General features: G+C 49.2%; 8 protein-coding genes. 2 read left to right on the top strand and 6 right to left on the bottom strand.

The features are described 5' to 3' along the window. Positions 1–2: 2 nt before the first annotated feature. Entirely contained in the window at positions 3–806 is an 804-nt protein-coding gene (locus O59_RS09260; RefSeq protein ID WP_007641888.1) for a nitrate- and nitrite sensing domain-containing protein, read from the top strand. Positions 807–844: 38 nt separating this feature from the next. Here the strand turns inward: O59_RS09260 and O59_RS09255 are convergent, their stop codons facing one another. From O59_RS09255 to O59_RS09230, 6 genes are all read right to left on the bottom strand, one after another. Next, positions 845–2596, bottom strand: coding sequence for a BatD family protein (locus O59_RS09255; RefSeq protein WP_081489676.1), 1752 nt, complete (start codon positions 2594–2596; stop codon positions 845–847). 73 nt (positions 2597–2669) lie between these two features. Beyond that, positions 2670–4595 carry a VWA domain-containing protein gene (locus tag O59_RS09250; RefSeq protein WP_007641884.1) on the bottom strand — a complete coding sequence of 642 codons (1926 nt, stop codon included), beginning with the start codon at positions 4593–4595 and terminating at the stop codon, positions 2670–2672. Further along, positions 4595–5599 carry a VWA domain-containing protein gene (locus O59_RS09245; protein ID WP_007641882.1) on the bottom strand — a complete coding sequence of 335 codons (1005 nt, stop codon included), beginning with the start codon at positions 5597–5599 and terminating at the stop codon, positions 4595–4597. The genes O59_RS09250 and O59_RS09245 overlap by 1 nt, the downstream gene beginning before the upstream one ends. Next, the gene (locus O59_RS20990) at positions 5592–6164 is read right to left on the bottom strand and encodes a DUF4381 domain-containing protein (protein WP_007641879.1); all 573 of its coding nucleotides are present in this window, start codon (positions 6162–6164) and stop codon (positions 5592–5594) included. Before O59_RS20990 ends, O59_RS09245 begins: the two co-directional genes overlap by 8 nt. Positions 6165–6192: 28 nt before the next feature. Continuing rightward, positions 6193–7179: a DUF58 domain-containing protein gene (locus O59_RS09235; RefSeq protein ID WP_007641878.1), complete on the bottom strand. Its 987-nt coding sequence runs from the start codon at positions 7177–7179 to the stop codon at positions 6193–6195. Between the two features lie 5 nt (positions 7180–7184). Then, positions 7185–8144 (bottom strand): MoxR family ATPase, encoded by a 960-nt coding sequence (locus O59_RS09230; protein ID WP_007641876.1) that lies wholly within the window; start codon positions 8142–8144, stop codon positions 7185–7187. 205 nt (positions 8145–8349) lie between these two features. Here O59_RS09230 and O59_RS09225 point away from each other — a divergent pair, with 205 nt between their 5' ends. Further along, positions 8350–13248: an NAD-glutamate dehydrogenase gene (locus O59_RS09225; protein ID WP_007641875.1), complete on the top strand. Its 4899-nt coding sequence runs from the start codon at positions 8350–8352 to the stop codon at positions 13246–13248. The last annotated feature ends 28 nt before the right edge of the window (positions 13249–13276 follow it).

Here is a 13276-nt window from a genome sequence, read left to right as displayed (position 1 = left end):
TAATGGAAACTCCTCTCTTGCTCACCATTGTGCTACTGGCGGTTCCTGCAGGTTTCTTATTATTTTTAATGGTTTCCCTACAGCACAGGCGTAATCAAGCTAGTAAATTATTTGTGCAGGGTATTGCCTACATAAAACTGTTGCGTGGTTTGCTTACTTACATTCAGCAACACCGGGGTTTAACCACAGGGTTTATCAATGGTAATGCCGCTGCCAAGCAGGATATTGAATCCCTTGAGCAGAATATAAAACGCACTATGTCAGATGTAGATTCGTCCGGCGAATGGATGCGCAGTAATGTTAAATGGTCCAGTCTGGTCGATCATTGGTCGCGGCTGAGCGTGCTTTATATGCAGGGCGATGCGGATAAAAATTTTAAGCAGCACAATATTCTTATCGCCAACTTGCTCTATCTGATTGATGACGTTGCGGACGTGCACCACCTTACTAAAGTTACCGGCGATGCGATGGATACCGATTGGCGCTACCTGTTATCCATTGCCGAATACATCGGGCAGGCGCGTGCGTTGGGAACAGGCGTGGCAGCGAAAGGGCAGTGCTCAAGTGTGTTGCGTATTCAGTTGAATCACCTGCGCAATAAAATTGCATCCAGTGTTGATGCAACCTGGCCGGAACAATCGCGGAGCGAAATACACCATTTATTACATTGCATTGAAACCCAGCTGGTGGTAGATCGCCCCAGCATTCAGGCCGCAGATTATTTTAAATTAGCGACCCGCTGTATTGAGCATGTGCTTAACCAATTTGATCGACAAATTGAGCGGCTTGAATATGATCGGGGATAGATATTGAAAGTGAGCACCGGAGCGTCACTTTCATTTTTTTAATGTTTATATAGCGGCTGCAGGGTTTCACCGGTAGCCGTTTTTTTGTATTTGCGGCGGCGGAGGTTGGCCATTAACTGCAACAGGTTTTCACTGTCCAGTGTGCTGGCTGTGTTACTAAAAATAGCGCTGTCTAATTGTTGTAATACGTCGGTGAGTGGCTGTGTTTTGGCGCGTAGGGCGACACCGTGCAAACTGGTTAAAGTTTTATCGTTCCAATAAATCTGGCTCCAACTAAGAATGGCTTTACGCAATAACGGCAGGTTTTTATCACCCAGTGCGCGTTTCACGTCTGCCCAAGCGGCGGCTTCCGATTCATGTTCACGCGTCAGTAGGTGCTGCTTGTTATCCTGCCGTTGTGTTAATTCCCGCTTCGCGGTCCAAAAACGCCACGCAAAAAATAACGCAGCCAACAAGGTGATTAAATTAGACGCATAAAGCCAAGCCGGTGTTTTTGTTGTGACTACTGGATTCTCGGCAGCAATACTGCTCAGGTCGGTATTAAGCGGAATGCTATTTGTTTGTTCATCTTCAACCTGTGTATCGACAGGCGGTGCCATATTGTTGGGTGACATAGCGCCGCTGCCTACATTGAGTGTTACTGCTGGAAGTGTTGTAGTTTGTTGCGTTTGTTTGTTGGTGTCCCACCATGACACAGTTGTGTCCGGGAGCGTAAAGCGGCCGGCTTTGGTGGGAACTATCGCAATGGTTTCTATACGCGAGCCTATCATTCCCTGAGCATTTTTTTGGTCGTCCGTTTGTGCCTGATCACTGTAAAAAGTGAGTCCATCCACATTCGGTAATTGTAGCGGTGCGATTTGTCCGGCTGTTAAACCATCCGCTTTGATTGTAATAGTACGCGTAATTGGTTCGCCCACTTTGAGTGAATCAATGCTGGCACTCCAGTGTTCAACTAATTCCACCTTGGTTGCCGGCAACCAGTTTTGGCTATACGCGGCTGGTGCGGGGTTTATCGTAAGGCGTTGTTCTTCGGTGCGCAAACGCAGGATATTACTTTGACTGTTGCCATAGAATCTATCCCACAAATCGCGCTGCCCTGAATCAAGCGATACTTGATAAAGCACCCCGGGAATAATCAGTTCACCGCTTTGTTGCGGGAAAATTGCGTAGCGTGTTTCTACTACGGCGCCAGGGCGGCCATTGATTTTGGTTTGATATTGTTTTTCATCCAGTTGCATTACCAGTGCATCTTTTACTTGCAGCGGTTGTAAATCGATTCCGCTCAAACCCACCGTAGTATAGAGGCGCAAGGTGACAATAATTTGCTCCTGCACATAGGCGCTGTCTTTACTGGTTTCAATTTCTACATTGACCTGGCTGTCGTTATTTTTGGGTGTACGGCTTTTTCCTTCCACGGTGATGGGGATTGCATCGCTAATGGCACCATCAATGGTGAACGAAGGAATAAGTAGGGTGCCGATGCGTTTGGGGGCGAGTGCAATTTTCCATTCGGTGGAGGCTTCCATATTGCCGTTGATAATGCTCATCTGGGTACCGCTTTGGGTATTGAGAATATCAAAATCTTTTTGCAGCAACTCATGGTCCGGTGTGGCATTGATTTGTTCGTCGTAGCGCAATACCAGCGTGAAGGTTTCTTCCAGCCCGAGTGTATCGCGGTCGACGCTGGCGGTGAGGTTGCCTGCGTAAACATTGAGTCCGGTGATCATCAATATAAAGCCCACTAATTGGCGTGCACATTTTTTCATGCTAAAGCTGGATTCTTTCATCATTCTGTTCCGTCGCTATGGAGAGCAATACGCATTTTGTATTTTGGTTGCTGGCTGGAAAGTGATACGTTAAAAATTACCAGCGATTTTCAGCCCCGTTTTCAGGCGGTGTCCAATCACCATTCATAATTTCCTGATTGCGTTTGTAATGTTCGTAATTGAATTTGTTGCGCAGCAAACCGCCCGGATCATCCGGCACACGGCGCAACCATTGCTCCATGGCCTGACGTTCTTCATCGGTTAAATCATCCTCAGTAGGTTCAGCTATTTGTTGCTGGGCTTCCGCTGCTTGCTGTTCCTCTTGCTCACGCTGAGCAGCCTCGGCGGCCTTTTGCGCGTCAGATTTTTCTTCATCGGATTGTTCAGGCTCAGCGTTCTCTTGTTGCTCGTCCTGATTAGCTGAAGATTGTTGTTCGTTCTGCTGATTTGGTTGATTTTGCTGTTCATTGTCCGCTTGATTTTCTTGCGACTGATCCTGTTGTTGATCGTTTTGCTGCTGATCATTTTGTTGACCCTGCTGCTGATCGCTATTTTCCTGCTGTTGCTGGTCCTTCTTTTGCTCGTCGTTTTGCTCTTTATTTTGATCCTGATTTTGTTCTTGTTGTTCTTGTTGCTCTTGTTGTTGCTTCAGTGCTTCTTCCACTAGCTGACGATTTTTTTTGGCATCTTCCAAATCGGGATTTAATTTCAGTGCTTGGTCATAAGCCTTTAATGCTTCGGCTAACTGATTTGCTTTTGCCAGTGCATTGCCACGGTTGTAATGCCCGCGGTCAGTATTAAAGTCGGCAAAGGTTTTGGCGGCTGCCGCGTAATCGCCTGCTTTATATTGGGCGCTGGCTTTCCATTCCGGGTCGGTAAAGGTTTGTGCCGCGGCGGCGGCTTGTTCTTGTTGTAATTGTTCACGGGCTTGTTGGTTTTTATTTTTCCATAAATCGTCCCAGCTCATGGCATAACTGGTGTTGGGTGTTAAGCCCATTAGTGGCACTAACAATAAACTCAACAGCACACCGCGGCGGAAACTGTACAGCACTATGGGGAGCAGCAGTAATACCAGCCAGTGGCCACGGTCATACCAGCTATCAAACTCACGTTCAACGCGTTGGGTTTCTGCTTGTGCCGGCGCGGGGAAATCGAGCAGGTAATCAATATCACGACTGGTATTCGCTAGTGTGCGATAGCGGCCACGACTATCACTCGCCAATTGTTGCAATTCGTCGCTGTTAAGCTTGGTGGTGACTATGTTGCGTGCGTTGTCGCGCACAAAACCACCTTTGCTGCTGGGAATGGGTGTGGGAGTATCACCACCTACACCGAGAATCGACAAACGATATTGCGGTTCGCGATTCATAATATCGCGCACTGTGTATTGCGCATCCTCATCCACGCCGTCGGTGATTAACAATAAATCGCCTTGCGTAATTGATGAGTCTTTTAATAATTGCAGTGCGCGGTTGACGGCCGCTTCGGTATTGCTGCCTTGCGCTGGCATGATGTTGGGGTGCAGTGCGGGAATAATATTGTTAATGGTTTCGGTGTCGTCGGTGAGTGGTGTCACTACATGCACATCACCCGCATAGACTAACAATGCGGTTTGACCATCTTCCCGCTGGCGTAACATGTCGGCAATTTTTAAACGGGCGCGCACCAAACGCGAGGGTTTTAAATCTTCGCTCATCATGGATGGGGAGAGATCTAACATAATTACCAGTGCTTGCTGATTTTGTTCCACTGCCACCGGGCGTTTTTCCCAGCTGGGGCCCGCGAGTGCAATGCAGCTCACAACCCACGCAAACAATAAGGCCAATAATTGCCAAGGTTTAATGCGCGTGGTTTGACCATCCAATAAATAATGTAAAAGTTCAGGTGCAACCATTTGCTGCCATTGTTTGGCGTTGTGTTTTTGATGCCAAAGCAATAGGGCGATAATTACCACGGGCAGCAGTGCACCTAACCACCAAGGGCGCAAAAAATGGAACTGTGTAAGGAGTGATTCAATAGTCATTATGCATGCTCCACGCGCGCTGCACGGCCTTGCCAAACATGCAGGCAGGCGAGCAAGAGGCTCAGCAGAAAAGCGATAGCCAGTGGCCAGTAAAATAGGGTTTGTACCGGGCGAAATGTTTCCGTTTCCATTTCAATGGGTTCAAGGCGATCCAGCTCGCGATGAATATTATCTAACTCTTCCAAATTGCGAGCGCGGAAATATTTGCCGCCGGTTTTTTCGGCGATGTTAACCATGGTTGGCTCATCCAGATCGCGCGATGGATTAACAGTACGCGAACCGAAAATACCTGGCACCTCCATTGACTCAGCGCCAAACGCGATGGTGTAAATTTTAATTTTTGCTTGCTGCGCCAATTCGGTGGCTTTATCGGGTGAGAGTTGTCCTGCAGTATTGGCGCCATCGGTTAAGAGCACCAGTACGCGGCTGGCATCCGGGCGATCACGCAGGCGTTTTACCGCGAGACCAATTGCATCGCCAATCGCAGTTTCGCGCCCGGCAAAACCAATTTGTGCCTCTTGCAATAATTGATTAACGGTTTTGCGATCGTAAGTGAGTGGCGCTTGTAAATAAGCTTGGGCGCCAAACAAAATTAACCCCATGCGGTCGCTATTGCGGCGCACCACAAAATCACCAATCACTTTTTTAACAGCCATCAAGCGCGTTACGCGACGACCAGCAATGGCCATGTCGGTTTGTTCCATACTGCCGGATATATCTACTGCCATTAATAAATCGCGCCCGCTAGAGGGCATGCTGGTTGGCTCGCCAACCCACTGGGGATTGGTCGCCGCGAATAAACAACAAATCCAAATCAGCCACAGCGCCAATAATTTTGCCGGGCGTTTATTAATGCCGAGTTTACTGTGTTGTTCGAGTTGGCTGGCGTGTTGATAAAAGGGTACCCGCAGCGCCGCTTCAATGCGTTTTTTAGCGGGAATAAATGCCATCACTAAGGGCAGGGGAGCCAACAGAAGTAACCAAGGCCAATGCATTTCAAACATGGTTGGCCTCCGCTGTTGCGCTAGCTTTTTGTGTGGTGGCTTTTTGTAGGCTGGGAAGTTTTTGACGATGATTGCAATGCAGTTTTATCCACTGCTCACTGAGCTGGTACAAACCGGTGGCATCCACCTGCGGATTCTTCTGGTGCGCACTGGTTAATAAACTTTGCCCGAGCTCGCTGGAAAATTTTTGGTTGAGCGCCGGGCAAACAGCATCCAACCAACTCAACCACTCTGCACCTTTAATGCTGGCGTTAAAACTCTGTGGGTAAGCGGTGATTGCGGTGCGGCGCAACAACACACTGAGCGAGTGCAAATAGGCAGCGGTATCTTGTGATTGCTGATACTGCGTATAAATAGCGGCGAGTTCTTGCTGGGCAACAAGGCGGTAATAGTTTTGTTGTTTGCGCGTGCGCCAGATAAAAAAGCCAATAATGGCAATGATGAATAATGCGATTAAAACCCACCAGCCAGGTGCGAGTGGCCACCAGCTTAGGCTGTCGGGCAAATGAATGTCGGCTAATTGATCCAGTGGTGAAGGTGTTGCTTGCATAGGTGGCGGTTGCATAAGTAACTATTGTTCTTTTTCAGTGAATTTATTTTTTACGTCCGAATGCTTTGCGCAAGCCATCCTGAACATCGTCTTGCGTGGCAAAACTTAGCAGTGGAATACGCAGGCGTTTGCAGATGGTTGTGAGCAAGTTCAGGTGTCGGTCAAATTGATTTTTATAGGCTTGCTGAAATGCTTTTTCGTTTGCGGCTAATTGCAACCGTTCACGGCCATTGCTAATGGTGAGCGCTGAGTTGCTGATCAATTGTCGTTCGAGTTGATCGTAAATATGAATCAGGGTGACATCGGTATGGCGAGCCAGCTCAAACAGCTGTTGCTCGGCGCTTTCATCCATATCGTGAAAATCGCTGATGATAAACAGTGCACAACCTGGTTTGGCGATACGTCGTGCATCGGCCAACATGTCTTGCAGGCGGTTTGCTTGTTGCGGTTGGCCATTGGCTAGCGTGCCAGGTTCGGGCATGAGCGGCGATACAAGGCGGTGATTGTAATCCTGCAGCTGATGCAATAATTCCAGCACCGCATGTTTGCTGCGGCGCGGACGTACATCGCGCTGGTCGTAATCGCCAAATACCAACGCGCCCAAACGATCACCGTTGGCCAGCGCCGCCCAACCGAGCAGGGCGGCAATGTGCGCCGCGAGTACGGATTTAAAACAGCGCGTGCTGCCAAAAAAAAGTGGCGAGCGTTGATCCACCAGCATAAATACCGGGCGCTCGCGCTCTTCGCGAAAAATTTTGGTGTGGGCGACTTGGGTGCGCGCGGTGACTCGCCAATCAATGGAGCGAATATCATCGCCCGGTTGATATAGACGCACTTCTTCAAAATCCATCCCCCGCCCACGAAAACGGGTGCGTTCACCACCGGACAATAAACTGCGTGCCGGCCTGTGAGCGAAGAGTTTTAGATCCTGTGCGGAAAAACGGCAGCGCAATAACGATGCTAATTCGGTGTAAGCACCGCGCGGATTCAATTCCTGCTGCTCATTTTTAACTTGCTGTTGGTTGCGCATAACAATTAGCTCAAAGGTACGGCAGCAAGTAGTTGGTTGATAGCCTGATCGGGTGTGGTGCCGGTTGCCTCGGCTTCAAAACTTAAAATCAGGCGATGGCGCAGTGCATCGTGGGCCACGGCTTGCACGTCGTCGGGGCTGACAAAGTCGCGGCCTTCCAGCCAGGCGTGTGCTCGGGCGCAGCGGTCCAGCGCGATAGTGGCACGGGGGCTGGCACCGTATTCGATCAGCCCGGCCAATTCCGCCGAGTATTGTGCGGGGCGGCGGGTGGCGTTGATCAAATGGACGATGTAGTCCTCAACACTTTCGGCCATGTGAATCGCCAGAATTTCTTTGCGTGCGGCTTCAATGGTTGCTTGGGAAATTTGCGCCGGTTGCTCACTGCTTACCGCGGCGGCTTCATTGCGGGCCAATTTTAAAATACGGCGCTCGGCATCAATGCTGGGGTAATCCACTACCACATGTAATAAAAAGCGGTCGAGTTGCGCTTCGGGTAGCGGATAGGTGCCTTCTTGCTCGATGGGGTTTTGTGTCGCCATCACCATAAACAAACCAGGCAGTGGGTAGGTTTTGCTGCCCACACTCACTTGCCGCTCAGCCATAGCTTCCAACAGCGCCGATTGCACCTTGGCGGGCGCGCGGTTGATTTCATCGGCGAGTACTAAATTGTGGAAAATCGGGCCGGGCTGGAACTCAAAGCGATGCTGCTCAGGGCGGTAGATATCGGTACCGGTAACATCGGATGGCAATAAATCCGGAGTGAACTGAATGCGATGAAAGTTGCCTTCAATAGCCTGAGCCAGGGTTTTAATCGCCTTGGTTTTGGCAAGGCCGGGCGCGCCTTCAACTAACAAGTGGCCATCGGCAAGTAGCGCAATTAATAGGCGCTGGGTCAAATGTTCCTGTCCGATGATTTGATCGTTAAGCCAGGTGTTCAGAGACTGTAATTGTTGATATGCCTGCATTGGAGTTGAAGACCTTGTGTTGTAATCAAGAGGGCGATTAAGGGTTAGTCATTGCTGAGGGCGTTACGAGCACGCGCGACAGCGCCACAAAAGTGCTAAATAGACTGCTCTTACTGGTGTCGGTTCCCTGTAATTTCAAGTGTTTACAGTGATTTTTCGACTAGGCTTAAAGAATTCAGTCGCGGCACAAACAGGAGCATATGCCATGAACAGTACTTTGGTGAGCCAGCATAAGCCAGCCGAATTTTTGGAAGAATTTACGCGTTATGCCAACGAGCAGCTACCTGCCGCAGAACAGCCAGTATTTGGCGATTTTGCCAGCATGTTTTTCAACCACTATCCGCTTGATGAATTGCTCGGCAAGCGACTGAGCGATGTGTTTGGCAGCGTGTACCAGTGGTGGCAGTTTATGGCGCTGTACGATCGCCGCCAGCCCAAAATACGGCTGTTTAACCCAAGCCTGGCCGAGGATGGCTGGGTCAGTTCCCATACGGTGTTGGTCGTTTTACAGCGCGACATGCCGTTTTTGGTGGATTCGCTGCGCATTGAGGTAAATCGCCGTGGCATTCCCATTTACACCATCAAAAGCACCGTGTTGAAAGTAGAGCGCGACGGCCAGCAGTTAGTCAGCGTACAGGCGCGCAATGGTGCAGCGACCACGGAAAATCACGAAGCATTAATCGTGATGGAGATCAGTGCGCACAGTGACGCACAAGAACTGGCGGCCATCACCAGCGGTTTGCGCAGTGTATTAGCTGAGGTGGAACAGGTGGTCAGGGATTACCAACCCATGCGCGCCGCCGCATTGGCCGCAGAACAGAATTTGAACTTTATGCAGGATGCCGCCTGCGTTGCCCATGTACAGGAAACCAAAGCCTTCTTGCGCTGGCTCACAGAGGATAAATTCACGTTTCTGGGCTATTCCGAGTACGAATTTTGTGAGCTGGAGGGCAAAAAAACACTGCGCGAAATTACCGCCCAGCGACTGGGGATTTTTGCCCTGCGCGATACACCACCATCAACCTTAGCGATGGATTTATTCAACGAAGGTATGGCGCGCTTTCATTTGGTGCCGCAGCCCATTGTGTTTTCCAAATCCTCGTTGCGCGCACGCGTGCATCGTTATGCCTATTCGGATTATGTAATCATCAAACGCTTCAATGCCCAGGGTGAAGTGATTGGCGAGGCGCGTTTTCTCGGGCTCTACACTTCAGCAGTGTATTTGATGAACCCGGCCAATATCCCACTGATTAGCACCAAGGTTGCCCAGGTGTTTGCGCGCAGCGGGTTATTGGAATCCAGTCACGATGGCAAAAATTTTCGTCAGCTATTGGATACCTTTCCGCGCAACGAAATATTTTTGAGCAGCAGTGCCGAGCTATACGAAACCTTGATGGGTGTCGCGCGAATTAATGAGCGCTCCATGGTGCGCTTATTTATGCGACGCGATCCCTTTGGCAAATTTATTAACTTTATTATCTATGTGCCGCGCGATTATTTTTCTACCAAAATTCGTTTGGCCATTCAGGAGCTTATTGGCAAGGCCATAGGCTCTCACGAATGCGAATTTACCACCTATTTTTCTGAATCCATTTTGGCTCGGGTTTATCTGGTATTTAAATTGGATAAAAATGTGCCGCTACAGGTGGATGTCGCGGCACTGCAAGCCGGCATTGTGAATATCACCCGCTCTTGGGAAGATTTTTTACTGGGCGCACTGCAGGAAGCTCATGGCGAAGAGGCCAGTGCCCAACTGTTGCGCGAGTTTCGCGATGCTTTTTCGTCGGCGTATCAGGAGCAATATGATGCGCGCACCGCTGTGCAGGATATTCACACAATTCAATCCTTGCTGGAGCAGATACCGCGCAGCAGCACAAATGTTGTACCTATCGCGCTCAGTATTTACCAGCTGCGTGGTCAGGAGCAGGGCGCAAGTTTACAGTTCAAAATTTTTCACCCCACAACCACATTGGCACTGTCCGATGTTATTCCGGTGTTGGAGAATTTGGGTTTCAGGGTTATCAGTGAAAGTGCTCATGATATTCGTAGCACCTCTGGTCAGGTGGTGTGGGTGCATGATTTCAAACTCGCGCATCAAGCAGAATCTACTCTGGAATTTTCAGCGCTAAAAACCGTACTTGCCGATGCTTTTATTGCTATTTGGCAGGGCGATGCCGATAACGATGCGTTTAATACCTTGGTGGGTAGTGTAGGTTTGCACTGGCGCTCAGTGGTGATGCTGCGCGCCTATGCCAATTATATGCATCAAACCTTATTTCCTTTCAGTATTAATTACATGGCGACGGCGCTGGTGAATCAAGCCGATCTAACGCGCCAGCTGGTTGAATTGTTTCACCACAAATTTGATCCGCTTGTGCAGGGTGAATCTACTGCCGCACAAATCGACGCAGTTCGCTCGCGCATTGTTGGCGATTTGGATCAGGTACAAAACCTGAACGACGATCGCATCATTCGTCGTTTTATGGCGCTAATCGATAATAGTTTGCGCACCAATTTTTATCAGTGCGATGAACTCGGTGCTTATAAACCTTATCTCTCCATTAAATTTTCACCGCGAGGTTTGGCAGAAGTTCCCGAGCCGCGACCATTGTTTGAAATTTTTGTGTACGCAACACGTATGGAAGGTGTGCATTTGCGCACCAGTAAAGTAGCGCGCGGTGGTTTGCGCTGGTCAGATCGCCTGCAGGATTATCGCACCGAAGTGTTGGGCTTGGTAAAAGCCCAGCAGGTTAAAAATGCGGTGATTGTTCCGAGCGGTGCCAAGGGCGGATTTGTATGCAAAAAAATGCCTGCCAATGCCACGCGCGAACAGCAACAACAAGAAGCGATAGCGTGTTATCAATGGTTTATTCGCGGCTTATTAGACCTTACCGATAATTTAATTGATGGCAGTGTGGTAACGCCCAATAATGTAGTGCGTTACGACGATAATGATCCTTACCTGGTGGTAGCGGCGGACAAAGGTACCGCCAGTTTTTCTGATATCGCCAATACAATTTCTCAGGAATATAACCATTGGTTGGGGGATGCCTTTGCCTCAGGTGGCAGTCAGGGTTATGACCACAAAGGTATGGGTATTACCGCACGCGGTGCGTGGATTTCCGTGCAGCGCCACTTTTTGGAAAAAGAAATTGATGTGCAAAGCCAACCCATTACCGTGTTAGGTATTGGTGATATGGCGGGTGATGTATTTGGCAATGGGATGTTGCTTTCATCAGCCTTGAAGTTGGTGGCCGCGTTTAACCATCAGCATATTTTTATCGACCCCGAACCTGACCCTGCCGCCAGTTTTGCCGAGCGTCAACGGTTGTTTGCACTGCCTAAAAGTAGCTGGAGTGATTACGCTAAACATTTAATCAGCGAAGGCGGTGGCGTATTTGAGCGTAGCGCAAAAGTGATTGTGCTCACCCCGCAAATACGCGCGCGTTTTGCAATCGATGCGACCAACCTCACACCCACCGAATTTATTCATCAATTATTGCAGGCGCCGGTAGATTTAATTTGGAATGGCGGCATAGGCACTTATGTCAAAGCAGCGGCTGAAACCCATGCCGAGGTGGGTGATAAGGCCAATGACAGTTTGCGCGTTAATGGCGAACAATTGCGCTGCAAAGTATTTGGTGAAGGCGGTAATTTGGGTATGACTCAGCGCGGTCGTATCGAATACTGTTTGCAGGGTGGCGCCTGCAATACGGATTTTATTGATAATGCCGGTGGTGTGGATTGTTCGGACCACGAGGTCAATATCAAAATTTTATTAAATGAAATTGTCGTTAATGGTGATCTCACCCAAAAACAGCGCAACCAATTATTGGTAGATATGACCGATAACGTAGCCCAGCTAGTGCTCTATAACAATCGCCGTCAAGCGCAAGCAATAAGTGTGGCGCAGTCGGATGCACTGGCGCGCAGCGCGGAATATCGCCGGATGATGAATGCTTTGCAACAGCAGGGGCGGTTAAATCGCAAATTGGAGTTTTTGCCGAGTGATGAGAATTTATTGGAGCGACAAACACAAGGTAAAGGCTTAACCCGCCCCGAGTTGGCGATCCTCATTTCTTACGCCAAGGCAGTGTTAAAAGAAGATCTCGCGCAAGCTGCTATTGCCGACGATGATTACATGGCGGCATTTATTGAAACAGCGTTTCCACAAAAAATTTCGCAGTTATTTCCCATGGCGTTGCGCAATCACCGTTTGCGCCATGAAATAGTCGCCACGCAAATTGCCAATGATATGGTAAATACCATGGGCATTAGTTTTGCGCAGCGCTTGATGGAATCTACAGGTGCGAGTGTAGACGATATTGCTAAAGCCTATGTAATCGCTCGTGATATTTACGCTATGCCCGAGTTTTTAATCGCGCTTGAGCGAACATCAATCAGTATTTCATCTGCACTGCAGTTGCAAATGATTAACGGCATGATGCGCAAAATTCGCCGCGCGACACGCTGGTTTTTGCGCAATCGCCGCAGTTATTTAAACCCTGCAACCGAAGTGCAGCTATTTATCCCGGGTATGATGCATATCAATGAAAATTTAGTGCATTTACTTAATGGTGAGACATTGCAGGAATGGTTGGCCGCTACAGACCATTTGCGTGCGCTGGGTTTACCAGAAACGCTTATTAAACGTGTGGCACACCCAGCGGATCTCTATTCCGGTTTAAGTGTGATAGAGGCCGCGCGCATTGCCAATCAGCCCGTGGAAAGTTTGGCTAAAGTGTATTTTGCATTGGGAAATTATTTAAGTTTGCCTTGGTTTTCTGCACAGATTTCCAATTTGCCAGTGGATAATTTTTGGCAGGCCATGGCGCGCGAAACCTACCTGGGCGACCTGGAATCACAGTTGCGCAATCTGAGTGTGGCGTTAGTAAGGTTGATGGAAGATACGATGGATTTGGAGCAGCTTATTGAGCGCTGGAGTGCGCAGCATCAATTATTAATTGCGCGTTGGAAATCCATGGTCAATGAATTACAGGCCGCCAATGGAACCGATTTTGCGATGATTGCAGTCGCGCTGCGTGACCTGTTGGACTTGGCACAAGCTACCCAGCACTGCGAGACGCTGGACAATTGTGCGTGATTAACTCGGCGGTGCGGTATGCCCGCTG

Origin of the sequence: Cellvibrio sp. BR, assembly GCF_000263355.1 — a bacterium.
Classification (GTDB): Bacteria; Pseudomonadota; Gammaproteobacteria; order Pseudomonadales; family Cellvibrionaceae; genus Cellvibrio.
Note: the sequence above shows the minus strand (reverse complement) of the source record. Positions and strands in the feature narration are given on the sequence as shown.

What these genes read in the sequence shown, in the direction of transcription:
- O59_RS09260 (WP_007641888.1), top strand. Translation starts at nt 3, where the DNA reads ATGGAAACTCCTCTCTTGCTCACCATTGTGCTACTGGCGGTTCCTGCA.
- O59_RS09255 (WP_081489676.1), bottom strand. Translation starts at nt 2,596, where the DNA reads ATGATGAAAGAATCCAGCTTTAGCATGAAAAAATGTGCACGCCAATTA.
- O59_RS09250 (WP_007641884.1), bottom strand. Translation starts at nt 4,595, where the DNA reads ATGACTATTGAATCACTCCTTACACAGTTCCATTTTTTGCGCCCTTGG.
- O59_RS09245 (WP_007641882.1), bottom strand. Translation starts at nt 5,599, where the DNA reads ATGTTTGAAATGCATTGGCCTTGGTTACTTCTGTTGGCTCCCCTGCCC.
- O59_RS20990 (WP_007641879.1), bottom strand. Translation starts at nt 6,164, where the DNA reads ATGCAACCGCCACCTATGCAAGCAACACCTTCACCACTGGATCAATTA.
- O59_RS09235 (WP_007641878.1), bottom strand. Translation starts at nt 7,179, where the DNA reads ATGCGCAACCAACAGCAAGTTAAAAATGAGCAGCAGGAATTGAATCCG.
- O59_RS09230 (WP_007641876.1), bottom strand. Translation starts at nt 8,144, where the DNA reads ATGCAGGCATATCAACAATTACAGTCTCTGAACACCTGGCTTAACGAT.
- O59_RS09225 (WP_007641875.1), top strand. Translation starts at nt 8,350, where the DNA reads ATGAACAGTACTTTGGTGAGCCAGCATAAGCCAGCCGAATTTTTGGAA.